Genomic DNA, 23,367 nt, shown 5'->3' on the forward strand with positions numbered 1-23,367 from the left:
CGAGCGTTCCTTGCCGGGAGTAATGCGATGAATGCATTTGATGTGTGGGTTCGCCCGCTGGGTAAAAGTTGCCGCGTACGCGTGAGTGGAACTACGAATGCCGAGTGGCTTCTGAAGAGGCTCGGCGAGTCGTTCGCAGTGGATAATGCTGATCCATGCCGTGAGAAGCAGGAATCGGACATTTGCACATTCGAGGTGCCATGTAAGTTGCCACGGTCGCGCAATCGTCTGGAGAAGGCGCTGGCATCCATGCCTGAAGTGAGATTAAGGATGCGACCGGAGTGATCAACGTGGATTTTCAAAGGAGATCGAAATGTGGAACTGGTTTACAAATTTCTGCTTTTCTGTACTCGCTCTGTTTGAGCGAGCCTGGCGATCGATTTCGAAAGCCTGGAAGGCCTGACAGCAGGTCCCGGGCAGAGCGTGGAATGGCTGGCGTTAACGCACATAACGCCGGCTATCCGGGGAACGTGATCGTTCAGCATGTGCTCGATGACGGGCATGGGAGCTTTGGATTCAGGGCCGCGACGGGAGTTTACGAAGACATTGTCAAAGTCGGGGCCATCGACGCAACAAAGGTCGTTCGCTGAGCGCTCGAAAATGCCGCCAGCGTGTCATCCTTGTTACTGGTCAGTGGAGCCGTCATTGCGGAAGCCATGACAGGGAGAATTAATGATGGATAAACATACTCTGATCATTGCCACTATGGCGAAAGAATGTTGCGTTCTGCTGGAGGAGACAAAGCAGTCGAACAATACCCTGCCGAGGACGCTGCAGCCTGATCATTTGCTTTGGATGTCGAAACAGATCTCGAATCACGCAGACGACTGGCCCGCAACGAAATTGCACCGGTGGATTGGCTACGTGCAAGGTGGGATGGTCGGGAATCGCATGCTTGACTTTGAGGGGGCAAAGGCAATGTTCAACAAGGTCCGAGAAACCTTTAAGGGAACAGAGATCGATCAGGATCTGATCGACCATCTCGACGCTGAAAATCCATTCCGGCTGGAGACCGGCGGAGAGTCGTAGACACCAGTTCTCATCGAAAACCTTGCGGACAGAAGATCAATGACAACGACGTCCGGGATTGCTGCGACCCCCCTTTAAGATCTGCTCAAAGGCAGGGATTCAATCGGTCCCGCAGTCGTCTCGGCCTTACCGGAGAATGGCTGCGACGTGGTGGACGGTTTTTTCGACAAGCCGACTAACGTTGGATTTCCTGCGAACAGCGAATGGAAACTGAGGCCCTATCCGTTAGTGAAGGGATATCTTCATTAACCGCGAGGGAGAGCCCTGGGTAGGACGCTCATCATCCGAGTCAACAGACCATAACGGCCGTCACGACAAACTCCGCATTGATCGCTCAGTCGGCAAGTGCCGCTCAAATAGAATCAGAGTACGAATTGAAATTCGATTCACGGACGAGTTGCTATCGCATTGCGGAGTCCTCGACATGAATGGAAAACGCCCGCAGTCCATGACGTTTGTTGGCACCGTGTTCAGTCTGACAGGCAACAACCTGATGGTGGAAGTCCGCGACGGGAAGAAGCGGACTTATTCGGGAGCCGATGAGGCCACGATCACCAGCGACGGGAAGATCAGCACGCAGGAAGAAACATACATTGGTCAGCATATTCGCCTGACTTCACGTAATAAGGAGTTTGATATCGTCTCAGTCATCGAATCACTCAGGGACAATGCGGAGTTTCCGTTTGTAACCGGAGTCCGTGGATGAGCCTGAACCATTTGAGAGTCGCAGCATGACAGCTAGTCACCGTCTCTCTGCGGTCAATGAACAGCCTTCGATTTGAACGGAAATCAATAAATGACGACGAATTCAGGAAATTCAGGAATGTTGGTCGCCAGCGAAATCATGACCCAAAACGTAATGACGCTGTCGCCGCAGACTTCCATTCCACAAGGAATACATGAACTGTTGGTGAGGCAGTTTTCGGAAATGCCGATCGTCGACGACGACGGCGCGTTTCGAGGTATGTTTTCAGAGAAGTGCTGCATGCGGATTCTCGCCACGCTGGTGGACCTGGCGGAGATCCCGATTCGAAGAGCACCGACTGCAACTGACGTGATGGTGCCCCGCAGGAAACTGCTCACTCTGTCGCCTGAGCAGGATGTTCACACGGCGATGGAAATGCTCTTGCAGCGAAGTTGCTCGGGAGCGCCGGTTATCGATTCGAACGAACAGTTCCTGGGCGTTTTCTCGGAGAAAACGTGCATGGGATTCATCATTGAGGCAGCGTACAACAACCTTCCAGGCGCGACCGTTCGTGAATTCACAGATCCGGACAGTAATCGCCTGATCGATGCCGACACTGACCTGCACAGCATTGCCAGGATCTTCATGAATGTTCCTTACGGACGCCTTCCGGTCATGGACGCCAACAGGATTATCGGGCAATTGTCCCGAAGAGATGTCCTGCAGCATTCGGGCGTGCTCGCCTGCATCATGAAACACCATTTGACAGAGTCCGAGACGATACATGTTGCTCCATTGCCGGAAGAAGCGGAAGTCTGGTCCAGAGTGCGCGACACACTGTCGGATTACACCATCAGTGACTTCATGAATCACTCATCGCAGACAATCCACACCAGCATGAATCTGTTTTCAATCGCAAGGCTGTTCATGGTGTCGCCCTTCCGTCGTTTTCCTGTCATCAATGATGACAGGTTGGTCGGGCAGATCAGTCGTTGCGATCTTCTGCGTGAAGTCCTTCGTGTGACGTGTTAGTGGAATCATCAGCGACTAAATGCTTTAACCTGTACGTTTGTGGTATCTATATTGGTCTTGCATCCTAAGATGGGCGCAGGTGCAGTCGTTGCGCCTCCAGTCGAGGCAATGAATGATGTTGAATCGCCGTGGTCGAAAGTCCTTACCAGTACTGACTTCAGTTGTCTGTTGTGTCCCTGGTTCTGAGTCAGCTGCTCGAGTTCCATCCATCAGCACGCAGCGGGTACCAACCCGAGTCAGGATGCGTGCGAATCATGTCAGCTAAGAAGCCTGCTCCACTCTTTGCTCAGCGCCCGCGCCCTCGTTGTCCCGTTTGCGGGGAAGCAAGTTATTCGGCAGCCGGAACTCACCCCCAGTGTGCTGTTCGTCGCCTGGATGAGAAACGCATGAAGTTGGTCCGGCTGGAAGCCCCTCAGGCGCAGACAAAGAACTTTGTGCCCCTCACTGACATGAGTCCATGGAACCGCGTATGCCCGTCATGTCATGCGCCCCGGTACGCTCGTAAGAACATCTGCACGTGCGGATACGTTTTCGCGTCTACGTCTGCTCCTTTAATTCAGAACGGCGAAGAGTCATGACAGATGTTCTGACCTGGATCGTCGTCGCAGGACTGACTGGCGCCATCTACGTTACGGTGAGCCGGTATTTTTCACTCTGGCTGCAGGCGTATTTGACCGGAACACATATCAGTCTGCTGTCGCTGATCACGATGTCGCTGCGAAAGATCGATCCGGCTGTGATTGTCCGCTGCAGGATCATGGCAGTTCAGGCTGGCCTGCAGTCGTTTTCCACAGACGCCCTGGAATCACAGTATCTTGCCGGAGGAAATGTCGAGCGAGTGACCCAGGCCCTGGTGATTGCGAATCGTGCAGGTATTGTTCTGGACTGGGACACCGCAGCAGCGGTTGACCTTGCCGGAAGAGATGTTCTGGAGGCTGTCCGGATCAGCGTAAACCCGATCGTGATCATGTGCCCGGACCCGGCAGCGGGTCGCAGCGATACACTGGACGGTGTTGCGAAAGATGGAATTCAGCTGAAGGTTCGTGTTCGAGTGACCGTCCGAACCAATCTCTCGCAGCTGGTTGGCGGCGCGACAGAATCCACCGTCATTGCTCGCGTTGGGCAGGGGATCGTTTCCGCAATCGGATCGTGTAACAGCTACCGAGACGCACTCGCTGATCCGATGGTGATCACTCGAGAAGTTCTCGCCAAAGGTCTGGACTCGCAGACTGCATTTGCGATGGTCTCGATTGACATCGCCGACATTGATGTGGGCGTAAACATCGGAGCCAACCTGCAGATCGCTCAGGCGAAAGCAGACGTGCGTATTGCCGTGGCGCATGCAGAGAAACGCCGCGCGATGGCGGTTGCTCGCGAGCAGGAAATGGTTGCATTGACGCGTGAGAACGAAGCAGCCGTTGTTCGAGCGGAAGCGGACGTTCCGTCAGCCATCGCGACAGCCTTTCGAAGAGGGCAGCTGCGCGTCAGACATCACCCCCGTCGAATTCAAACAGTCGGGCAATCATCGCTCTCGGATGCTGGCAGTAGAACCGGGAAACTTCGGTTGCCATCGGTTTCATCAGGTTCAAATACCACTGACGCATGGGAAACGGAGGGCGGTGCCTGTGAAGTCAGAAGGTAAATCCGGATCAGCAGTTCGAGGCATATTCAATGACAGAAAGGTTCTGGAATGAACTGGATTGATGTAAGCAGCAACCGGAAGCACGCGGGCGAGCGCATCAGGGTCACATGGGGAAAGCTCAGTGATGCCGATATCGCGACCATCAATGGTGATCGGGAACAGCTCGCCAACGTGCTGCAGCGGCGGTATCGCTTCAGCGAGGCAAAGGTGGAGCAGATGATTACGAACTTCCCTGACGCGTTGGGTAGCCAATGAAACACTTAGTCAAGCCTCTTCTTGTTTCAACGTATCCGCCGGAAGAGTGTGGTCTGGCGACCTTTACAAAAGACTCAGCCGACGCCGTGGATCTGGCGGCCGGTCAACCGGTATCGACTATTGCCGCCATACAGAAGCTGCATCAGCATTCCGGGCAGGATTCTCGCATTGTCCACGTCATCGACAACCAACGCCCAGATGCGTACCTCACGGCTGCAGAAGTAGCCAACGATGGCCCTTGTGATGTGGTGAGTCTGCAGCATGAGTTCGGTCTATATCCCGGTCACTGGGGCAGCCGCATCACAGACTTCATGGAACACTGTCACAAACCAGTGGTCACCACATTTCACACTCTGTTGACGGAACCAGATGCAGTGCCAAGACAGCTCATTCGCGACATCGCCGCAAACAGCGACGGCATCGTTGTGATGACAGACATTGCAGCGAAGCTACTTTTCGAGGTCTACGGCGTCGGTGGTTCGCGCGTGGAAGTGATTCCGCATGGAGTGCCGGTTGTACCATTCGCGCGCAATAAGACTCATCGAGAAGAGTTAGGCCTCACGGATCGCCAGGTGATCTGTACCTTCGGCCTGATCAATCCGGGGAAGGGCCTGGAGCACATGATCCGGGCCGTATCGCGTATTGTTGTGACATGCCCGGATGCTCTGTATCTGATCGTGGGAGCAACACATCCTCAGGTCAAACGCGAACACGGCGAAAGCTATCGCGAAGAGTTGAATGAGCTAACCGAGTCGCTCGGAATCAGCCGCAACATTCGATTCGTCAACAGATACCTGAATCTCCCTGAGTTGCTGGCCTATTTGCAGTCGTGCGATGTCTTTGTGACACCGTATCCAGGCAAGGATCAAATCGCCAGCGGCACGATGGCTTACGCGATGGCGGCCGTTGGTGCTGTGGTCAGTACGCCGTATCTTTACGCGGAAGAAGTGCTGGCGGACGGTCGAGGCATCCTCGTTCCATTCGCCAACAGCAGTGCGTTGGCCGACGCGACGTGGCGATACCTGACGGACGGCGAGTTGCTGTCGAACACCCGGCGGCGCGCCTACGAGTATGCCAAACCGATGTTCTGGCCCAACGTCGGGCGGAAATACCTTGGTTTGTTCAACCGCCTTGTTGATCGCGACTCTGAATACACAGGTCGAAATTCGAGCAGGGATCTTCATGCATCAGGCGAGAATAGTCGCCCACCACTTTCACAAAAAGGACTTTGATGCACGCTTCAAGCTTTCCGTCACTCGCCCACCTGGATCGGATGACGGACTCAGCCGGACTGATTCAGCACGCCATCTACAACATTCCGCGCCGATCAAGCGGCTACACAACTGACGACAACGCGAGAGCCCTGCGTCTTTGCGTTCGTCTTTGCGCCGATCATTCCGATGAACGCATGCTGGAACGAGTTGCATGTTACCTGAGCTTCATGGAACACGCTCAACAGTCCGCGGGCGGTTTTCACAACTTTATGAGCTATCAGCGCAACTGGCTGGACGACAACGGCTGCGGCGACAGTCAGGGACAGGCGGTGCTGGCGCTCGCCGAGGTTCGTGCCGGCAATGTGCCTCGGGGCTTTCGCGACCTGGCAAAGGAACTGATGGACAACGCCGCGCCTGTCCTGCGTGATCTCACCAGTCTGAGAGCTCATGCCTACGTTGTTCAGGCATGGGGCATCCTGCGAAGAGCAAGGGTTGCGGGCATCGGCGAATTGGAATCAATCGCCCGCAATGCTGTCGGCCATCTCGTCAACGCCTGGCAGGCAAATCAACACGTCGGCTGGGAATGGTTTGAGCCACAAATGACCTACGCGAATGCAGTACTGCCACATGCGATGTTCGATGCTGCGGACGGATGGTCTGACGAGGAGTACTTGTCCATCGCGGAGTCTTCATTTCGCTTCCTGGACAAAGCTACCACGACCGGCAACATTTTTTGGCCTGTTGGAAACGACGGCTGGTACTCGCAGACCGGTGAAAAATCGCTGTACGACCAGCAACCTGTCGAAGCCTCCACGATGGCCGCGGCGGCATTATCTGCAATGGAGCTGCAACACGACCAGGACTACCTGGTGGCATTCCAGAAGGCCCACGGATGGTTTCACGGAGAGAACAGCCTGCATTCTTCCATGGCAGACACCGAAACCGGCGGATGCCATGACGGACTGGAATCCACCGGCGTGAATCGAAACTTCGGGGCCGAATCCACGCTTGCCTATCTGTGGACGGAAGTCCTCGCGCTGGACGCACACCTGGTCCCCAACAACGCGACGTCCGTGTCCTCCTCTCTGCGAAGCGTACCACAATTCACAGAACGTCCGGAGCGTCGTGATGGCACTCCTGATATCGAAATCACAAGTCCGGTTTTTCTAACGGGGAGAGAGTTCTAATGGGTGACAAAGGCAGCAAAGACAAAGGCAAGCGAGAACAGCAAAAGAAGGCGATGCTGAGCCTGAAGGAGAAAAGAAAGGCAAAGAATGACAAGAAGATAAAGTCCGGCTCGGTAACGACGTAGTCCATTCAGCGCCTCTCTCGTATTCCCGCAGGTACAGCGTCAGCCAGTGGACCGCAATCAGCGGTCCAGCATGGCCGGCGTCGTTGCCACACGCATTTCACGTAGTCGATAGCAAAGTTTTCACCCTCTTATGAACAGCACTGCCATTAGGCTCCAACGCACAACAACCATTTTGCAGCCTGACCAAACTCGAGTCCTGTTGCGTCCGTTCAGCCCCGGAGACGCCCAGCGTTGCGGAAGAGTGATCGCTCGAATTCTGGCCTTACCGGAAGATCAGATGCGGCCATTGCTTGAGGAGATTTCCGCCGAGTTCTCAGGGCGACATCAGCAGATCCGCAGCATGTTTCTGGAACGATTTGAACAGATCCGCGAACAGCACGTACCAGATGAAGGCGTCTCCGAAGAAAAACGCATGCTGATCGGTTCGTACTTTCTCGCCGAGTACTCACTTGAATCTGCGGCGTTGTTCAACCCGTCAATCGTTCCGCACACAGACCAGACCAATCTTCCGGCCGGAGCCCTGCGATTCATCCTGAGTCTGCGTGCCACTGGCGAAGGGCACGTCTCGTCGATCACTTTTCGTACGGGCATCGTCCATAAGGACAATCGCATCGAGATTCATGATCCGGCGCACCTGCTGACGGAGCCTCGTCAGATTCCGAATTCGCAGTACGAAAAAGGACTGTTCTCACGGAAGCTGACTGAACTGGGACTCCAAAGTGACTTCACAGGTCGCGTCATGAATCGACTGGGCGAAACATTCACAACGCACGACCTGCGGCAAAGCATTGACGCCGAAGTCGAGCTGGAACGGCTCGCTGATGGTGTCCTGCATCGAGACCAGGGGGTCGCTCACGGCATCTGGATGCTGGCGAAATCCAACTACGAGGTTCAGTTTCAGCCCGAACAAAGACTGTCCGAACGAATATTGTTTCCTGCCACACCGACGCAAAGCAACGGCATCGAAGACGCCCGCTTTGTGCGGTTTCAAAATGATGACGGAAGCCATGTGTACTACGCCACGTTCACCGCCTTCGATGGCAAAGTAATCATGCCGGAACTGGTGGAAACCACCGACTTCCTCAAGTTTCGATTCAGCACACTGAACGGCCCCGCCGCAAAGAACAAAGGCATGGCCATGTTTCCGCGGAAGATCAATGGGCAATACGCCATGCTGTCGCGGCAGGATAACGAGAGTATCTCGCTCATGTACTCCGATAACATTCACTTCTGGAATCAGCGACAGGTGGTGCTGAAGCCTAAGTTCCCGTGGGAATTAATTCAGCTCGGAAACTGCGGCTCCCCCATTGAAACCGACGTGGGTTGGCTGGTGTTGAGTCACGGTGTCGGGCCTCTGCGAAAATACTGCATCGGAGCGTTTCTGCTGGACCTCGAAGATCCCGGCATCGTGATCGGACGCCTTCGCGAACCGTTGCTGAGCCCCAACGCCAACGAACGCGAAGGCTATGTGCCGAACGTCGTCTACACCTGCGGTGCTTATCTACACGGCAGCGAACTGATCATCCCGTATGCGATGGCCGACCACGCCACAGGATTCGCCACCGTGCCGGTGGAAGACGTGCTGGCAGCCCTCGAACCGGAGACCGCATGACATTGTCTGCCACGAAGAATCGGATTGCCGTCCTGTCGCCTGTTGCCTGGCGCACTCCCCCTCATCAATACGGAGCGTGGGAAACGGTCGCCGGCAATATCACGGAAGGCCTGGTTGCACGCGGATGGGACGTCACACTTTTTGCCACCGGTGATTCGCAGACCTCCGCACACCTGCATGCCGTTGTTGACAGAGGTTATGAGGAAGATTCTTCCGTTGATCCCAAAGTCGCCGAGTCCCTGCACATTTCGGAAGTCTTCGAACGGGCGGATGATTTCGACCTGATTCACAGTCACTATGACTTCATGGCGCTGCCATACTCTCGGCTCGTGAAGACTCCGGTATTGACAACGATCCACGGGTTTTCCTCACCGAAAATTATGCCGGTGTACCAAAAGTACTGTGACGGAAACTACGTGTCGATCAGTGAGTCTGACCGCGCCCCAGGTCTGAATTATCTTGGTACGGTCTACAACGGCATCGACGTGTCTCTGTACCCACTGCAAGCAGCGAACGGTGACGCTCTCATTTTCCTCGGACGAATTCATCCGGACAAAGGGGTCCACCTTGCGATTGAGGTCGCGCAGCAAAGCCGACAGCCACTCATCATTGCCGGCATTATTCAGGATGAAACCTATTTTCGCGAACAGGTGGAACCGCACCTGGATGGCGAACAAATTCGATTTGTCGGAGCGGTCGACATGGCGGGAAAAAACGAATTGTTTGCCCGCGCCAGGGCGCTGCTGCATTACGCAGGCCGACTACCACAACGTCGGGATCTTTCCGGAAAAGTTCAACGGATTCTACGCGCGGCTCGACAGACCTCATTCGGAAATTGCGCCCTGGTCGATCTGGATTACTTAATCGCCGGACCTCGTCTTCTGGGGTGAATCTAAGTTTGTGATGAAGCCCGAGCCATACCACTGGGATGAAATGAAGATTGGCCCTGGAGCTCCGCCGATCAAAACGCAGGAAGGCTGGCTTTCCATTTATCAGGGTGTCTTTGGGAGCATGGACGGGGCCGTTTACCGACTCGGCGTTGCGTTACACGATTTCAAAGATCCGTCGAAGATCATCGGTGTCGGGAACTCATGGATTCTGCAACCCCAAGCGCCGTGGGAAGTCACCGGCTATGTGCACAACGTGGTGTTCACCTGCTGTGCAGTCGCTGAGTCAGATGAGACCGTCAAAATCTATTGGGGCGAAGCAATTCTTCAGGCCGGTGAAACGTGAAGACTTCCCGGCTTCTTGAATTGGGCTCCAGCGTATTCGTGAACTGAGTCACTGCGCCCGTTGACTCATATGCGAACGGAAGAGGCAGCCGATAATGGATACTCAGTCGGCATTCCGGTTGTCGATTTCGCCGACTGGGTTTCCACTCCGGTCAGCGTGTGACCTTCCGGTTTGGCCTCGATGACGCCGATGATCTGTGCGTCAACGTACAGCAAGTAATCTGCTGAGCCAGTCTTTAACGGGAATTCACCAACGGCAACACCAAGACCTGCCGAGATGTGAAGATCACGGTGATCCTGCACGATCCAACCAGCAGCATGAAGCTGCCTGTCGATTTCTGGTCGTGCGCGTTGTTCGGGAGTCATCGCCCAGTTCCATCGCCACTGATTGACCAAAAAGTCCCATCAGCATACGATTTTCCAGTCCAACCAGCAATCAGGTAGGTGTCCAGAATGCAATTTGGCGACCGAGTTCGAGAGTTGCGTGAGCAGTTCGGCATCACGCAGAAAGAACTGGCTCAGCGTCTCAACGTCAGTGCCAGTTACGTCAACAAGGTGGAGAAAGGCAGACTCCATTTTGGCGACTACCCGTCCGCCAAGTTCATCCACAAAATCGCCGCCGAACTCGACGCTGACGAAGACGAACTCTTGCTGCTGGCGGACAAAGTGCCAGAGGCGATTCTGAGACGGATTCAGGAAAGGCCGGAGGCGTTCCGAAGAATCGCAGAAATGGATGAAAAGGAATTGGACCGCTTTCTTGAACAGTATGGAACTCGTGGGTAGCACCCGACATGGACGACGAACTTGATGACTTCGAGCATGATGAAACGAGTGACTTCGCCGAGTTCCAGCCTGCTCGTTTTTCATCTGACCTTGGGCTTCCGGCTGGTGACGAACAACAACTCAAAGATGCCGCCGTTGCTGTGCGGCAGGAGTTTCGAGACAGTTCTCAATGGAAACGATTGAACTGCAAAAAGGTCAGTGTGTTCGCTGAGAGAGATCGGGGTACGATCTACGTCGTCCACATCGGGAAGACTGTCGAGTTCGACTGGAGATGGGAAGGTGCGAAAGCCTTTTGTCCAGACTCGCTGGATGATGATCCGAGTTTCTCGGATCGATTCTACTCGGAAGCCGAATACGAAGATGATGCCGTCTGGTCGGGCGAGATTGTCGAGGTGGATGAGCAACACGGTTGCCTGTTCATTGCGCTCGATGATCCAGAAGCGATTCCCAAGGTTGGCCCCTTCTTTGTGCGTCCGTTCGAGTTCCTGTCAGTGCTGGATGCCATTTACAACGGTGATGAGTTTGAAGAAGTTCGGGAGCACCTTCGGGCAAGATTGAATGCTTCCGAAGGCGACGTGCATCCCGACGTTTTGCTCAAGGCGAATGTTGGTCTTTCTCATCTGCAAAGCTGGTGGCAGCATTCGTGGAACGTTTTGTGGGGACCACCCGGAACTGGAAAGACCTGGACGACCGGACAACAAATCGCACGAGTCCTGAGCGACAAGCGGGAACGCATTCTGATTGTCTCAACGACCAACAAGGCCACCGATGCCGTGGCATTGTCTCTGGGCGAAGCGGCAAAGAACGTCTGTCCGGGCGAGTTGGAAAATGAAACTCTGCTGAGGATCGGCAAGGGGGCTTCGTACCAGACATTTGTTGGCCGACAACTCGATTCAATGCTGGCTGGTACAGAGTCGGAAGTTCTCTCCAGGATTGACGGACTGACTCAGCAACTTCGGTTGTTCGATTCGTGGGAAGAGAAGGCTCTGACTCGAAAGCAGATTGGTGAACTGAGAACCACGGGCAACGACCAGAGCAATCGAATCTTCGTTGATCCGGCCAATCGAGTCGTCGTGACCACCGCATTCAAAGCGATGAGCTTTCTGAATGATGACGCAATTCGAAAGATGGTGGCGAATGGTGAAGCTCCATTTACGACGATTTTCATTGATGAAGCCGGGTTGATCTCAAGGGCGGCGGTGGCGGCTTTATCACTGCTGGCGGCTCGTCGAGTCGTTCTCGTTGGTGATTCCAGACAGCTTGCACCCATCAGCCGCATCTCACGAGTGTTGCCCACTCGACAACAGACATGGCTCGCCAGTAGCGCCCTGAGCCATCTCGAAGAAACAAGTGATGTTCCAACTGCCGTCCACCTGCTTTCCGAACAACGCCGGATGCACCCGGATGTCTGCAAGGTCGTTTCGTCGTTCCAATACAATGGCGTGTTGAAGACGGCCAGGGACCGAGCATCGCAGGAATCAACGCTCTCTGCGTTTCTCGCAGACCGCTCAAGGACGCTCTGGTATGTCCTCGACGACGAAGACTGCGACCTTGCCTCCATTCGGGCCAGTCGTGGTCCGGGCAACAGGAGTTGGGTTCGACCAATCACGAAGTCCGTGTTGCAGAAAATCTTCTCTGACGCAGGCGTTCGGCGAGCCAACGGGTTGTTTATCTCGCCGTTCAAGGCTCAGGCCAACGTTGTCGGCGAGTGGCTGGCAGGTTGGGGCATGGACTCATGGGAATCCTCGACTGTTCACAGCCAACAGGGCTCCGAAGCGGACATCGTGGTGTTCGATACGGTTAACGCCGGAAGTCACACATGGGGCATTGTCGAATGGAAGCGACTCGTCAATGTGGCCATTAGCCGAGCACGGGAAGCCGTTATTGTTCTCGCAAGCCGGGCTGAAATGGACGAGCCGTATCTTCGCCCTCTCAAACGACACCTGACTCCCTCTGTACTGGTGAAAGACAGTGACAAACTCACCTGGAGTGAGTCGGGCGACCAGGGGTCAGCAGATGGTTCGATGGTCGCGGAATCAAAGACTGCGTATCGATCTAAACGAAAATCGACAGGTGATGCTGACAACGGCACTCAACCAGGCTGCCGCATGGGCGATCAATTTGAAGCTCGAAAAGGCATGAAGCCGCTGTTCTCACAGGAACAGCAACGCCTGACAAATCTCGAACTTGACGGCAAGCCTCGATTGGTGCGTGGAGTCGCCGGGAGTGGCAAGTCGGTGGTGTTATGTAATTGGCTGGCCAAAACAGCGAAGCGTTTGCAAGGCAGGAAGGATGCTCGCATCTGGGCCGTGTATGCGAACAGGAGCCTTCACAAACTGCTTTGTGATTCCATCGAAGCAGCATGGGAACATCAGAGTAACGGGCAACTGCTCGACCGCTCTCCCTTCCCTTGGGAGAACGTCGATTTGCTTCATGTGAAGGATGTGCTGTCGGGGCTGTTGCCCAGCGTGCAAATGACGTTCGACCAATTTGGTTTCGATTACGACCGTGCCGCCGAAGAATTTCTGAATCGGCAGGGGAACGAGAATCTCTTACCTCGTTGCACGGCGTTGTTTATTGACGAGGCTCAGGATATGGGGCCATCAACTCTGCGGCTCTTACTCTCGGTCGTCGAACAATCCGACGAATCGGACACCAATAGTCGATCTGCTCACATTTTTTATGACAACGCTCAGAACGTATACGGCACGAAGACGCCGAAGTGGTCTGACTTCGGTCTCGACATGCGAGGTCGCTCGACGATCATGCGGGAGAGTTTTCGGGCAACTCGTCAGATCACAGAGCTTGCGGTCAATGTGCTGTGCCGACTTTCTGGTGACACGGGAAGGCATGACCAACAGGAATTGATTTCACTTGGGTTACTCAAACCGACACAACGAAACGGCGAAGACTGGTTGGAAACAACATTCAGTCAGGTTGAAGGGCCGAAGCCGATCTACCATTCATTTGAGCGACGAGGCGACGAGATGCCCTCCGTTGCGAAACACTTGCGGCACCTGATTGAAGTGGACGGCATTTCTCCAACGGACATTTGCGTCATCTACAACGGCAGTGCCGGACGGATTCTGGAATCGCAACTGGCTCCCAAGCTCGCTGAGTTTGGTGTTGAGTTGTCGCTCCAGAAGAATCGGTCATTCGAGAGAAAAGCGAACACTCTGCTTGCCACGACACCGCACTCTTACAAGGGCTACGAATCCGAAGTCGTCGTCATCCCTTGTGTCGATCTCTACGTCGCCCCCGAAGGCAAGATCGTCGCAAACGGGCTGTACGTGGCCATGACTCGTGCTCGCTCACTTCTGGCGATCTATGGCATCAACGGTGGCTCAGAAGCAAGCCGAAAGGTCAGTTCGGCAATCGCTTCATGTGTGGAGATTCAGGGGACAGCACCGAGAGTGGATTGTGAGGATCAGGAATGAGAGTCCTGCTCGTGGTGCATCTGCGAGGATTTCAAGAATGAGCATTCTCGATCATCCGGCCATCAGCGGCGCTTATCTGTTTCCCCAGCCAAGGTCTGTTGCCGATCCGTTTGTGGTGCAAGTGAATGGTGCTGAGTTGGCGTGTTATCGGAAGGTTGTTGATCCAGAGAACCTGACTCTGGTTCATTTTCACGGCAACAGCGAATGTGTTGCTGATTACGTTCCTTACATCGCAGATGCGTTCGGTGATCTCGGATTCAATATGTTGTTCGTTGAGTATCGGGAATACGGAGCCTCAACGGGGAAGGCTCAGTTGGTCGCCATGCTGGGTGATGGCGAAGCTGCGATCAAAGCCGCCGGTCTGGAGCCGAAGGATGTTGTTGTATTTGGGCGATCAATCGGCTCGCTGTATGCGATTGAACTCGCATATCGACAACTGAATATCGCAGGGCTCATCATCGAAAGTGGCATCGCTGACCCGGCAGAACGTTTTCTCAAGTACGCTGATCTCAGTTCAGCCGGTTTCGATGAAGCTGATGTGCGGGCGGAAGTTCGGCGACATTTTGACCACGAACAAAAGCTCCACAGCTATGAAAACCCATTACTGATACTGCACACAGAGAACGATGGCCTGATCGACATTTCTCACGCCGAGCGAAACTTGCAGTGGGCAGACTCGGGGCAGAAGCAACTGGTCAGGTTTCCGCAGGGCAATCACAACACGATCCTGTCGCACAACTTCGATAAATATATGAAAGCCGTGGAGAGTTTCATTGAGGTTGTTCAGGAATGAGCGAGAACCACGAGACGTTTACGACGATCCGGCGTAAAGCCTATGACGAATTGTTCGATAGTACGCCATCGTCCAGCTTCCTTCCTCACGTCCTGTTCAAGAAGCCCGATGAGCGGTTTCACATCGACGTTTTTGTGTACACGCTGGAAGCAGATTCTGGTGAAATTGAAGTAGCCGTGACGAATGGAATGTCGGATCAACGAATGGTCGATCTCAATGCTCCTGAAAGCGGATCACGCCGTGAATTGATTCAGTATTTCCCAAAATGCACCGAAGGCCATGCTCGCCTCCTGCACAACTTGGCATGGTTGCCGCTATTTGATGGATTCTTGCTCGACACTTATCATTCAGTCGCGTGGGGCGAAACGACTGTTCCTGGAACCCCGTGGAACAATGCGTTCTTCCTTGCCCCACTGATTAAGTCGCACCAAGAATGTTTCTGCGAAATCGAAGGCGATCCGGTCTCCTTCCTCTGGCATATCCCAATTTCAGACAAGGAACGAGCCTACAAGCTAGAGCACTGTGCCGATGCACTAATCGACCGGCTTGAGGCCGTGCAGTTGCCTTGGGTGTTTGACGAGCAGAATCGACCTGACTTGCTGGGAGATGAGTCGATTCGGCGATGTAGACATTTGTAGCGGTTTACGACTATCAACCTCCCACGAGCAGCACTCCAATCCTCTGAACAACGTTATTGTTCGAGAGATTGCAGCAAGGCTTCTCCTTCCAGATTGAACCGCATAGAACAGGCGTGATCGATGAACAGGTCGCTTTTACTCATTGTCTTGCTGGCTACTTGTGGAGTCACTTCGGGAGGTGTTGGTGCTGCCGAACCATTGATTGTGGCTCACCGTGGCCTGCTGCGCCACGCACCTGAGAACACACTGGCCAACTTTCGAGCCTGTCTCGAACTTCGGCTGGGATTCGAGTTTGATGTCGAGCGGACACAGGACGGCCACTTGGTTTGCATTCACGACAGTACCGTAGATCGGACCACCAACGGCAGCGGCAAGCTGTCTGATCTGACATTGGCTCAAATTCGTGACCTCGATGCAGGCAGTTGGTTTGGTCCCAAGTTTTCCGGTGAAAAGGTGCCAACGATTGAGGAAGTTCTGAGATTGATTGCGGAGTACGAACAGCATGACATACTCATCGCCGTTGATCTGAAAGCAGAGAATGTCGGACCGGATGTGGTCCGGCTGGCCGAAAAGCACAACGTGCTTCATCGCCTTCTGTTCATCGGCAGAACGATTTCCGAACCGGAATTGCGGAAGCAGATCAGAGAAACCTTTGCGAAGGCTCAGACTGCCGCCGTTGCCAACAACTCCGATGAGTTCCCCAGCGCACTTGCCGCAACGAACGCTGGTTGGGTTTACTTTCGCTTTCTGCCGACGACCGAACAGATCAAAGCTGTTCACCGGGCAAACAGGAAATCCTTCATTGCTGGACCATCTGTCGCCGGAAACCTTCCTGAGAACTGGCAGCACTGTGCTGATGTTGGCATAGATGCGATACTGACAGACTTCCCGTTGGAACTCCGACAAGAAATGAAGGACAGATGATGGCTCACTTCCAAATCCGCCCACTCGCTGACGAACTCCAGCCACCCGAGACGGGCAAACAGAGCATCGTGCTGGCCGACGACGCCAATGCAAAAGTTGTATTGTTCGCCTTCGCCGCAGGTGATGGACTAACCGAGCACGTTGCCCCACTGCCTGCCATCATTCAGATCGTCAGAGGCGAAGCGTTCCTGACAGTTGGAGAAGAATCAGTGGCAGCCAAGCCGGGAACGTGGATTCACATGGCAGCCAAAACGCCGCACAGCATCAAGGCACAAACGCCGATGGTCATGTCGCTGACGTTGTTGAAGTAATGCTGGACTTGAACATCGACGGGATGCTGAATGCGAATAAAAACAGCCCGTCATCGAAATGACGGGCTGTGGCATTTCAAACCGGGAGAAATCATCGACTCGGGTACGGACTCTTAACCAAAAAGAAGTAACCCGAATCTGCACCATCCCGGCTGTTTCAGGATACGGCAGGACGAATGAAGTATCCATTCATCCCGCCGTTCGTAGTCAATCCTGCCGATAACGTGATCGCAGAACCTCGATGGTTGGTACTTCGACAGACTGTTCCGTTGAAGTATCTACACAGGACTCAATGTCCCGGATCATGTCCAGCAGTTTTTCGGACCAACCGGACAACAGGTGTGTTCGGTCGTCGCCCGGTCGCAACTGGCTCTGCCCGTGTCCGTTCAGGTTCACTGAATAGACATAGCAGTCCTTGCTGACGGCCTGACGATAACGATCCACCATTGACTGCATGGTCGCCTTCTTGCCGAAATACTTCTCCAAGCTGACGCCGCAGTTCTTGGCGGTTCCATCGTCGCCCTGCGTGTAGCAGCAAAGGTCGGACAGAAAGATCATGCGATCCACTTTGACCTGACGCTTGGTAAGGTCATCGATGGCAAACCACAAACCGGTTTCTGTTCCGCCACCCACACCGGTTCCCTTGCGGTATTGAGGAATGGCCAGAGCACCGTTCTTGCTCCGCTCTTCACGCTGGGCGACCGAGTCAATCTTGTTCTTGATCGACAGGCAACTATCCGCCTGAGAGAACGAAACCCACATGCTGCTGTCACCGAAGACGCCAACGACAGCTCGCCGTCCCAGCCGCTTGGCCAGAACAGCCGCCAGCATGTTACCGGCGTCCGAAACTCGCAGCCGTGACTGGCCGCTGATTGCACAACCAACGGCACTTCCGCTGTTGTCTGTCAGAACCATCGTCACCCCCGGCAGGTCAGCGACCTTTTCGACAGCACGGTCCAGCATCTTGCCCATCACGGTCTTCGCTTCTGTTGACGAGACTTCTCGTTCCGCAGAGAAGAACCGGAAAGGCAACTGAACCGTATCGGCAACGGACAACAATCGTCCGTAGACTCGATCCCACGCATCACGTGAAATTTTCGCCTGCTCGAAGTTCCGCAGGTTTCGAGTGAGTGCCATTTCGCCCATGATTGGAATGCACATCTCCCAAACGGTGCGTGTGCTTCCCAAGTGCGAAACAACGTTCTCCCACGTCAAACCGGCTTCCTTCACCAAATCCAGTGACACAAGTGCAGCGTCCTTCGTTTCGAAGAATCGCTTTCGTGCGTCGAGGATTGATGGCAGGTCATCAGCGTACTTGTCGTTCACGAGGTACTCGAACATAGCCTTGCTGACTGGCCAGTTGGCTCGTTCTTCGCCCGTGACTCGTGCCAAATACTTGCCAATGGCCTTTGAGCCACCGACCATCATCAACACGTCACGAAACGTCGGACGATCACCGCCGTTGTACTTCAGCAAGTGGGCATCACTCTGACTCGCCAGAGCAACGGCCAACGCCTTCCGCAAAGCGTGAGGCAAGGCACCTCGATGACCACGAGCCTTCCGACCGGACTTCACGTCAGCAGACTTTGCGTCTTCATCCGCAGACATGAACAGATGCCGGAATGCTCCGAACACCTGACGAATTTCGTCGGCTCGGCGCATGATCGCTCGACCATACTTTGGCACGAACGCCTTTGTCTTTGGATAAGCAGCCGCCAGGGCGAGCATGATTTGAGGTGTGCTGCGCAGCTTCAGGCCGTTCTTCGTATCACGTGCCCATGCGGCGACAACCAACAGGTCTTCCGGCGTGTCACCGTTGGCGACAGCCGTTGCCGTTTCGATCACTTCACGTGCCTGCTCGGTCAGCCCCATTTCGTCCACGATGGTGGAGGCGATTCGGCCCTTTGAAAGCAGTTCGGTGCAGAAGTCCACGACAGAACGATTGCTGTCGTAATACTTCGGCTCGTTGAAGAATCCACCACCGATAGTGTGAATCAGCTTCGCAACCGGATCGGCGACGTTGTAGGCTCGGCCCGGAACGTGGTTGTGAGCAACCTGCTCATCAAACGCTCGGTCGTGTATGGAAGTTTTTGTCACTCCAAACTTTGTCATCTGTCAAATCTCCTTCTTCAAGGCGAATGCACCGAAGAAATCAGCAGCGAGGGTGTAGCGGGATTCGAACCCACGGTTACCGGAAGTAGCCCTTGCCTGCACCATTCAGCACACGTTCGCACGAAGAAAAGAACACCGGAGAAATCGTCGGTCAGAGACCATTTTCGATGCTCTCCCAGTTGAGCTATGTCCGAGTCAGACTCAGACAGCGGGGCTCGAACCCGCAACCTTCGAAGTCCAGAAGTAACTCTGTCCTGCACCATCCGGCGTTTACAAAGAGATCGGAGAAATAATCGTCCAAGGTGATAGTGCTCTGCCAACTGAGCTACCGCCCCATGGAAAGCCAAAAGGGGCGAGTGGGACTTGAACCCACGACCTCTTCATTAGGAGTGAAGTAACCCTGAACTGCACCGTCCGATCTGTTTCCATTTGTCACTGGTGAATTCAGTTCCCATGACGACAGAGACCCAGTTTGCGGGAGTTGGTTCGCATTGTTTCTGTGTCAGTGTTGGTAGCTGGATGTGCACCGCCTCCAAATCTTCACTTCATTGTGCCTCGGCACGATATGCCTCGTGTTGCGTGGTGGGTATGCTGAAGCGGTTGGACCTTGGCCGCTCAGTCGGGCAGAACCGGAAATTCCCTCTTCACTGTCGAAGTGGCGGACCCTTTCAACAATCGAATTCGGTTCAATGAACGAATTGAGAAGGACAAACAATGAGAAATCAGATTCATGAAGTTTTTCCATACCTTCGTGTCCGGGATGCGAACGCTGCAATCGAGTTCTACAGGAAGGCTTTCGGGGCGGTTGAAGACTTCCGAATGAGTGAGCCGAGCGGTCGAATCGGCCACGCCGAACTCAAGTTTGGTGAAACAACGGTCATGTTTTCCGACGAGTATCCTGAGTACAGAATTCAGGGACCGGAAGCCTTCGGCGGCACAGGATCGTCCATCCATCTGCACGTTGATGATGTGGATGCGATGACCGAACAGGCTGTCAGTGCAGGTGCGAAACTTATCATGGAACCCAAAGATCAGTTCTACGGTGAACGAGCCGCCAAGGTGCTTGATCCGTTCGGCCACGAATGGCTTCTGGGCTCGCACATTGAGGATGTGTCACGAGAAGAGATGCAACGGCGGTTCGACGAGATGATGGGACAACCATCGGAAGATGGTGGCTGCAACTGAGAGCTTTGCCATGATGATTACGGATATTGACGAGTATTTCGAGAATGGGTGCGGGCGTTGCGAGCGCTTTGCCACCGCAGATTGTTCGACACGAAAATGGAACCGTGGACTGACCGAGCTGCGCCGAATCTGCCTGAACGCAGGGCTTGAAGAGACCGTCAAATGGGGACATCCGTGCTTCATGCACGGAGGCCGGAACGTCGTCATTCTTGGTGCCCTGCGAAACGACTTTCGAATCAGCTTCTTCAACGCCGCCCTGATGAAAGACCCCGAAGGCGTCCTGGAGAAGCAGGGACCGAATACTCAGCACGCCGACATGATTCGGTTCACCGAGAATGCGCAAATAGCGGAGATGGAGCCCGTCTTGCTGAAGTATCTGGAAGAAGCGATGAGCTATGCCGAGGCAGGCATCAAGCCGCCAAAGGAAGAAAGAACAATCGAGCTGCCCGACGAGCTTGTCGATGCACTGGCATCTGACCCCGAACTTGCCGACGCTTTTCATGGCCTCACGCCGGGGCGACAGAGAAGCTATGTGATTAACCTCAACTCGGCGAAGACGCCGAAAACACGAGTGTCACGCATCGCAAAATTTCGAAACAAGATTCTTGCCGGTAAAGGTGCGATGGAACGATGAAACCTGCGACGTTCACAGATCGACCGAAACGTACAAACGCCATCTCAGGTGTCGCACGATTTGAAAGAGAAGTCGTTGAAAATCGAAATCATCGAAGTGCCGATCCAATTCAATCTGTTCGGCCTATCTTCCACCGTGGGCAACCAATCTTACGGCGAAGTTGGCTGTCGGCTAATGGACGAGATGTGGAGGATCGTTAACGAAGCCGGTCTCAAGACTGCAGGCATCAACCATTGGGTTTACTTTGCCGACGACCGAATGTTTGTTGGTGTCGAAGTCAGAAATGCTGACCCGGCAATCATCCCTAAGTCGTTGGAGTCATGCGAATTCGAGTTGGGTCGGTACTCTAAGCATCTGCACATCGGCCCGTACCAAGAGTTGCCTCAGAAGTGGCAAGCGTTGAAGGCCGAGCTTTCTGCCCGTGGCGAGACGGTCACGATGCCATCCCTTGAAGTTTACGGCCATTCGTGTGAGGGCGATGACGAGTCAGAAGCAGAAACGGCGATCTTGATGGCGTTGAAGGCGAATGGCATGTGAGCAAGCCGGAATCCGTACGTCCCTCATGTCATGTTGTGGTTGCTGTAAGAGAAGAGACGATGGCAAAGAAACCGGCTAAGAAACTCGACGGCGTTTCGGACAAAGCCGTGCAGAAGGCAACTGGCCACGTTTGGTCCGAGTGGTTTGCCATTCTCGACAAGTCCGGTGCCAAGAAATGGGATCACAGGGAGATCGTGGCCTACCTGAAGGACAACTATGAGCTAACTGACTGGTGGCAACAGTCCGTCACCGTCGCCTATGAGAAATCAATGGGACGCCGGGCCGTTGGCCAGACTGCTGACACCGGATTTCAGGTTGGTGTTCAGAAGGCACTTCCGATCGATCTCGGTCAAACTTGGTCGCTGTTGGCGTCTCACAGAGGGATAGCCCTCTGGCTGGGCAAAGTGAGCCGCCTTTCGTTGACCGAGGGAAAGACCTGCGAGACCGCTTGCGGAATCAAGGGTGAGATTCGAGTCGTCAAGCCGGGCAACCGAGTTCGTTTAACTTGGCATCGGCCAGACATGAAACGACCAGCGACGCTGCAAATTGCTTTGGTCGGGAACGGAGAAAAGACTTCCTTGCGAGTCCACCTCGAACATCTGCCATCACAGAAGGTTCGTGAGGAAATGAACTCTCATTGGCGAGGAGTGCTGAACGGACTTGCAAATCTGGCTGAGGAGTAATCGTTGTTGAGGGCAGAACAAGAAGTCGCTTCAGGGGTCTTGTCCGATGAATGCCTGTTGATTGCGATTTGGAAGCGTTGAGTTTTTGCGGTGTCATTTACGGTCTTTCCCTGATGTGGATTCAAACAACGAATTGCACTCGTCCTTAAGCACGCCACTAATGGATGTACATTTGCTGAATGGTGTGCGCTGAGCAACCTCCTCCGCCAGAATGTGTCGATCTGTTTCCAGCCAAGTTGTTGAAGAAATCGAATTGACGAACCAAATACGACCGTTTCTATTCCCGTCCAGTGAATTGCTCCCTGACACATCGGGCAAGGCTCGGCTGTCGTGTAAAGTGCGAGTGGCGTTACTTTCCAATCGCAACCTGCCTGTGCCAATCGATTGATGGCGTCGATTTCACCGTGCCAGGTTGGATTGGTGGACGATTTATTCCAACCTTCGGCAAGGACTACTCCGGTATCTTGATCGACGATCACTGCGGCAAAGGGAAGTTCAGGTACGTTTTCCGCCAGTTCAATCGCTCAGCGCATGTATTTTTCGTGATCAGGCATCACCGTCCCCGGTTCCACAATGTCATCGACAGTTGCAGGACACTGGCAATCGACACCCAGACAAAATACGGCACCTGTGCCACAGCGACCCATTTGTAGTGCTTCCAAATCGCTGCCATCATCCAGATGATTGTCGCCCAAACGATCACAATGTCCAAAGCCGCCAACGGCAGGTTCCGAAGCCCGAATTGAATTGGCGTAAAGATCAGGTTTGCCACGAGGTTGATGGCGAACGGCAGAGCCACCATCCACGGCACCTTCTTCCTGATGGCCTGCACAAACAGGAAGCCGAACGTGATCAGGATGATCGGGTAAAGAATCTGCCAGATCGTCCCAATGGTCGATGGCTCCGGCGTCCACGACGGTTTTTCAAGGCTGTTGTACCATTCGATCCAGGTCATACTTCGGACTCCTCCTGCTGATCGAGATTGTCGTATGCACCGTGCAGCAGTCCCTTTGCCCGGGCTTCCATTTCTTTCAGGACTGCTGCAAAATCTCGATAGGTCGCATGAACGGTGATCGTTTGATTTCCTTCGCGAATTCTGGCAAACGACCCAATCGAACGATCTTCGCCGATTTCGAGTTTTCCCCCCGACCTCAGCAACGCAGCAAGATTCACATAGGTTGTTTCTTCAGGCAGTTGATCGCAGGTGTGTTTCATTCCTGGTTCCGTTTCGTTGTCACAATTCAAAAAATCGCTGGTGTCGAATTTACAAATTTCCAGTGTTCGTAAGCCCTTTTTTGACAAGGACTTGCGGATTGT

Annotated in this window: 26 protein-coding genes and 1 tRNA gene; 22 read left to right on the top strand and 5 right to left on the bottom strand. The window is 54.1% G+C overall.

All coding sequences use genetic code 11. The annotated features are described in order from the left end of the window. The first annotated feature begins 428 nt into the window (after window positions 1-428). The 12 genes from R3C20_21580 to R3C20_21635 all read left to right on the top strand — a co-directional run bounded on the left by R3C20_21580 (window position 429) and on the right by R3C20_21635 (window position 10,014). Entirely contained in the window at window positions 429-590 is a 162-nt protein-coding gene (locus R3C20_21580; GenBank protein MEZ6043098.1) for a hypothetical protein, read from the top strand. Window positions 591-675: 85 nt separating this feature from the next. Continuing rightward, entirely contained in the window at window positions 676-1,029 is a 354-nt protein-coding gene (locus tag R3C20_21585) for a hypothetical protein (protein MEZ6043099.1), read from the top strand. Window positions 1,030-1,453: 424 nt separating this feature from the next. After that, complete coding sequence (locus R3C20_21590; protein MEZ6043100.1) at window positions 1,454-1,735, top strand: hypothetical protein; 282 nt, start codon at window positions 1,454-1,456, stop codon at window positions 1,733-1,735. 90 nt (window positions 1,736-1,825) lie between these two features. Then, window positions 1,826-2,746 carry a CBS domain-containing protein gene (locus tag R3C20_21595; GenBank protein MEZ6043101.1) on the top strand — a complete coding sequence of 307 codons (921 nt, stop codon included), beginning with the start codon at window positions 1,826-1,828 and terminating at the stop codon, window positions 2,744-2,746. 574 nt (window positions 2,747-3,320) lie between these two features. Next, window positions 3,321-4,388 (top strand): flotillin-like protein FloA, encoded by a 1,068-nt coding sequence (floA, locus tag R3C20_21600; protein ID MEZ6043102.1) that lies wholly within the window; start codon window positions 3,321-3,323, stop codon window positions 4,386-4,388. 48 nt (window positions 4,389-4,436) lie between these two features. Continuing rightward, on the top strand, window positions 4,437-4,643 hold the full coding sequence (locus tag R3C20_21605) for a hypothetical protein (GenBank protein ID MEZ6043103.1): 207 nt from the start codon (window positions 4,437-4,439) through the stop codon (window positions 4,641-4,643). Further along, window positions 4,640-5,875 carry a glycosyltransferase family 4 protein gene (locus R3C20_21610; GenBank protein MEZ6043104.1) on the top strand — a complete coding sequence of 412 codons (1,236 nt, stop codon included), beginning with the start codon at window positions 4,640-4,642 and terminating at the stop codon, window positions 5,873-5,875. The genes R3C20_21605 and R3C20_21610 overlap by 4 nt, the downstream gene beginning before the upstream one ends. After that, window positions 5,875-7,044, top strand: a complete 1,170-nt coding sequence (locus tag R3C20_21615) for a hypothetical protein (GenBank protein ID MEZ6043105.1) — start codon at window positions 5,875-5,877, stop codon at window positions 7,042-7,044. Before R3C20_21610 ends, R3C20_21615 begins: the two co-directional genes overlap by 1 nt. Then, window positions 7,044-7,169, top strand: coding sequence for a hypothetical protein (locus R3C20_21620; GenBank protein MEZ6043106.1), 126 nt, complete (start codon window positions 7,044-7,046; stop codon window positions 7,167-7,169). Before R3C20_21615 ends, R3C20_21620 begins: the two co-directional genes overlap by 1 nt. Before the next feature lie 241 nt (window positions 7,170-7,410). Beyond that, the gene (locus tag R3C20_21625) at window positions 7,411-8,781 is read left to right on the top strand and encodes a glycoside hydrolase family 130 protein (GenBank protein ID MEZ6043107.1); all 1,371 of its coding nucleotides are present in this window, start codon (window positions 7,411-7,413) and stop codon (window positions 8,779-8,781) included. Next, window positions 8,778-9,671 carry a glycosyltransferase family 4 protein gene (locus tag R3C20_21630; GenBank protein ID MEZ6043108.1) on the top strand — a complete coding sequence of 298 codons (894 nt, stop codon included), beginning with the start codon at window positions 8,778-8,780 and terminating at the stop codon, window positions 9,669-9,671. The genes R3C20_21625 and R3C20_21630 overlap by 4 nt, the downstream gene beginning before the upstream one ends. 13 nt (window positions 9,672-9,684) lie before the next feature. Then, window positions 9,685-10,014 (top strand): hypothetical protein, encoded by a 330-nt coding sequence (locus R3C20_21635; GenBank protein MEZ6043109.1) that lies wholly within the window; start codon window positions 9,685-9,687, stop codon window positions 10,012-10,014. Window positions 10,015-10,079: 65 nt separating this feature from the next. On the opposite strand, the gene R3C20_21640 is transcribed toward R3C20_21635, so the two are convergent. Beyond that, window positions 10,080-10,379 (bottom strand): hypothetical protein, encoded by a 300-nt coding sequence (locus R3C20_21640; GenBank protein ID MEZ6043110.1) that lies wholly within the window; start codon window positions 10,377-10,379, stop codon window positions 10,080-10,082. Window positions 10,380-10,466: 87 nt separating this feature from the next. Here R3C20_21640 and R3C20_21645 point away from each other — a divergent pair, with 87 nt between their 5' ends. From R3C20_21645 to R3C20_21670, 6 genes are all read left to right on the top strand, one after another. After that, entirely contained in the window at window positions 10,467-10,796 is a 330-nt protein-coding gene (locus R3C20_21645; protein ID MEZ6043111.1) for a helix-turn-helix transcriptional regulator, read from the top strand. 8 nt (window positions 10,797-10,804) lie between these two features. Next, on the top strand, window positions 10,805-14,233 hold the full coding sequence (locus R3C20_21650; GenBank protein ID MEZ6043112.1) for an AAA domain-containing protein: 3,429 nt from the start codon (window positions 10,805-10,807) through the stop codon (window positions 14,231-14,233). A 37-nt stretch (window positions 14,234-14,270) separates the two neighbouring features. Continuing rightward, window positions 14,271-15,026, top strand: a complete 756-nt coding sequence (locus R3C20_21655) for an alpha/beta hydrolase (GenBank protein MEZ6043113.1) — start codon at window positions 14,271-14,273, stop codon at window positions 15,024-15,026. Further along, the gene (locus R3C20_21660) at window positions 15,023-15,664 is read left to right on the top strand and encodes a suppressor of fused domain protein (protein MEZ6043114.1); all 642 of its coding nucleotides are present in this window, start codon (window positions 15,023-15,025) and stop codon (window positions 15,662-15,664) included. The genes R3C20_21655 and R3C20_21660 overlap by 4 nt, the downstream gene beginning before the upstream one ends. Before the next feature lie 120 nt (window positions 15,665-15,784). Then, complete coding sequence (locus tag R3C20_21665; GenBank protein MEZ6043115.1) at window positions 15,785-16,588, top strand: glycerophosphodiester phosphodiesterase family protein; 804 nt, start codon at window positions 15,785-15,787, stop codon at window positions 16,586-16,588. Next, complete coding sequence (locus tag R3C20_21670) at window positions 16,588-16,899, top strand: cupin domain-containing protein (GenBank protein ID MEZ6043116.1); 312 nt, start codon at window positions 16,588-16,590, stop codon at window positions 16,897-16,899. Before R3C20_21665 ends, R3C20_21670 begins: the two co-directional genes overlap by 1 nt. A gap of 207 nt (window positions 16,900-17,106) precedes the next feature. Here the strand turns inward: R3C20_21670 and R3C20_21675 are convergent, their stop codons facing one another. After that, complete coding sequence (locus R3C20_21675) at window positions 17,107-19,011, bottom strand: TROVE domain-containing protein (protein ID MEZ6043117.1); 1,905 nt, start codon at window positions 19,009-19,011, stop codon at window positions 17,107-17,109. Between the two features lie 348 nt (window positions 19,012-19,359). Next, window positions 19,360-19,427: transfer RNA gene (locus tag R3C20_21680), tRNA-Arg, on the bottom strand. 298 nt (window positions 19,428-19,725) lie between these two features. Between R3C20_21680 and R3C20_21685 the strand changes: the two genes are divergently transcribed. From R3C20_21685 to R3C20_21700, 4 genes are all read left to right on the top strand, one after another. Next, on the top strand, window positions 19,726-20,196 hold the full coding sequence (locus tag R3C20_21685; GenBank protein MEZ6043118.1) for a VOC family protein: 471 nt from the start codon (window positions 19,726-19,728) through the stop codon (window positions 20,194-20,196). A gap of 10 nt (window positions 20,197-20,206) precedes the next feature. Beyond that, window positions 20,207-20,830, top strand: a complete 624-nt coding sequence (locus R3C20_21690) for a YdeI/OmpD-associated family protein (GenBank protein MEZ6043119.1) — start codon at window positions 20,207-20,209, stop codon at window positions 20,828-20,830. A 75-nt stretch (window positions 20,831-20,905) separates the two neighbouring features. After that, window positions 20,906-21,367: a GyrI-like domain-containing protein gene (locus R3C20_21695; GenBank protein ID MEZ6043120.1), complete on the top strand. Its 462-nt coding sequence runs from the start codon at window positions 20,906-20,908 to the stop codon at window positions 21,365-21,367. A 59-nt stretch (window positions 21,368-21,426) separates the two neighbouring features. Next, window positions 21,427-22,050, top strand: coding sequence for a DUF4287 domain-containing protein (locus R3C20_21700; protein ID MEZ6043121.1), 624 nt, complete (start codon window positions 21,427-21,429; stop codon window positions 22,048-22,050). 553 nt (window positions 22,051-22,603) lie between these two features. Here the strand turns inward: R3C20_21700 and R3C20_21705 are convergent. Both R3C20_21705 and R3C20_21710 read right to left on the bottom strand, forming a co-directional pair. Beyond that, window positions 22,604-23,005: a TspO/MBR family protein gene (locus R3C20_21705; GenBank protein ID MEZ6043122.1), complete on the bottom strand. Its 402-nt coding sequence runs from the start codon at window positions 23,003-23,005 to the stop codon at window positions 22,604-22,606. Then, window positions 23,002-23,265 (bottom strand): hypothetical protein, encoded by a 264-nt coding sequence (locus tag R3C20_21710; GenBank protein MEZ6043123.1) that lies wholly within the window; start codon window positions 23,263-23,265, stop codon window positions 23,002-23,004. The genes R3C20_21705 and R3C20_21710 overlap by 4 nt, the downstream gene beginning before the upstream one ends. Between the last annotated feature and the right edge of the window lie 102 nt (window positions 23,266-23,367).

The organism is Planctomycetaceae bacterium (assembly GCA_041398825.1).
Classification (GTDB): Bacteria; Planctomycetota; Planctomycetia; order Planctomycetales; family Planctomycetaceae; genus F1-80-MAGs062.

What these genes read in the sequence shown, in the direction of transcription:
- R3C20_21580 (MEZ6043098.1), top strand. Translation starts at nt 429, where the DNA reads ATGGCTGGCGTTAACGCACATAACGCCGGCTATCCGGGGAACGTGATC.
- R3C20_21585 (MEZ6043099.1), top strand. Translation starts at nt 676, where the DNA reads ATGGATAAACATACTCTGATCATTGCCACTATGGCGAAAGAATGTTGC.
- R3C20_21590 (MEZ6043100.1), top strand. Translation starts at nt 1,454, where the DNA reads ATGAATGGAAAACGCCCGCAGTCCATGACGTTTGTTGGCACCGTGTTC.
- R3C20_21595 (MEZ6043101.1), top strand. Translation starts at nt 1,826, where the DNA reads ATGACGACGAATTCAGGAAATTCAGGAATGTTGGTCGCCAGCGAAATC.
- floA (MEZ6043102.1), top strand. Translation starts at nt 3,321, where the DNA reads ATGACAGATGTTCTGACCTGGATCGTCGTCGCAGGACTGACTGGCGCC.
- R3C20_21605 (MEZ6043103.1), top strand. Translation starts at nt 4,437, where the DNA reads ATGAACTGGATTGATGTAAGCAGCAACCGGAAGCACGCGGGCGAGCGC.
- R3C20_21610 (MEZ6043104.1), top strand. Translation starts at nt 4,640, where the DNA reads ATGAAACACTTAGTCAAGCCTCTTCTTGTTTCAACGTATCCGCCGGAA.
- R3C20_21615 (MEZ6043105.1), top strand. Translation starts at nt 5,875, where the DNA reads ATGCACGCTTCAAGCTTTCCGTCACTCGCCCACCTGGATCGGATGACG.
- R3C20_21620 (MEZ6043106.1), top strand. Translation starts at nt 7,044, where the DNA reads ATGGGTGACAAAGGCAGCAAAGACAAAGGCAAGCGAGAACAGCAAAAG.
- R3C20_21630 (MEZ6043108.1), top strand. Translation starts at nt 8,778, where the DNA reads ATGACATTGTCTGCCACGAAGAATCGGATTGCCGTCCTGTCGCCTGTT.
- R3C20_21635 (MEZ6043109.1), top strand. Translation starts at nt 9,685, where the DNA reads ATGAAGCCCGAGCCATACCACTGGGATGAAATGAAGATTGGCCCTGGA.
- R3C20_21640 (MEZ6043110.1), bottom strand. Translation starts at nt 10,379, where the DNA reads ATGACTCCCGAACAACGCGCACGACCAGAAATCGACAGGCAGCTTCAT.
- R3C20_21645 (MEZ6043111.1), top strand. Translation starts at nt 10,467, where the DNA reads ATGCAATTTGGCGACCGAGTTCGAGAGTTGCGTGAGCAGTTCGGCATC.
- R3C20_21650 (MEZ6043112.1), top strand. Translation starts at nt 10,805, where the DNA reads ATGGACGACGAACTTGATGACTTCGAGCATGATGAAACGAGTGACTTC.
- R3C20_21655 (MEZ6043113.1), top strand. Translation starts at nt 14,271, where the DNA reads ATGAGCATTCTCGATCATCCGGCCATCAGCGGCGCTTATCTGTTTCCC.
- R3C20_21660 (MEZ6043114.1), top strand. Translation starts at nt 15,023, where the DNA reads ATGAGCGAGAACCACGAGACGTTTACGACGATCCGGCGTAAAGCCTAT.
- R3C20_21665 (MEZ6043115.1), top strand. Translation starts at nt 15,785, where the DNA reads ATGAACAGGTCGCTTTTACTCATTGTCTTGCTGGCTACTTGTGGAGTC.
- R3C20_21670 (MEZ6043116.1), top strand. Translation starts at nt 16,588, where the DNA reads ATGGCTCACTTCCAAATCCGCCCACTCGCTGACGAACTCCAGCCACCC.
- R3C20_21675 (MEZ6043117.1), bottom strand. Translation starts at nt 19,011, where the DNA reads ATGACAAAGTTTGGAGTGACAAAAACTTCCATACACGACCGAGCGTTT.
- R3C20_21685 (MEZ6043118.1), top strand. Translation starts at nt 19,726, where the DNA reads ATGAGAAATCAGATTCATGAAGTTTTTCCATACCTTCGTGTCCGGGAT.
- R3C20_21690 (MEZ6043119.1), top strand. Translation starts at nt 20,207, where the DNA reads ATGATGATTACGGATATTGACGAGTATTTCGAGAATGGGTGCGGGCGT.
- R3C20_21700 (MEZ6043121.1), top strand. Translation starts at nt 21,427, where the DNA reads ATGGCAAAGAAACCGGCTAAGAAACTCGACGGCGTTTCGGACAAAGCC.
- R3C20_21705 (MEZ6043122.1), bottom strand. Translation starts at nt 23,005, where the DNA reads ATGACCTGGATCGAATGGTACAACAGCCTTGAAAAACCGTCGTGGACG.
- R3C20_21710 (MEZ6043123.1), bottom strand. Translation starts at nt 23,265, where the DNA reads ATGAAACACACCTGCGATCAACTGCCTGAAGAAACAACCTATGTGAAT.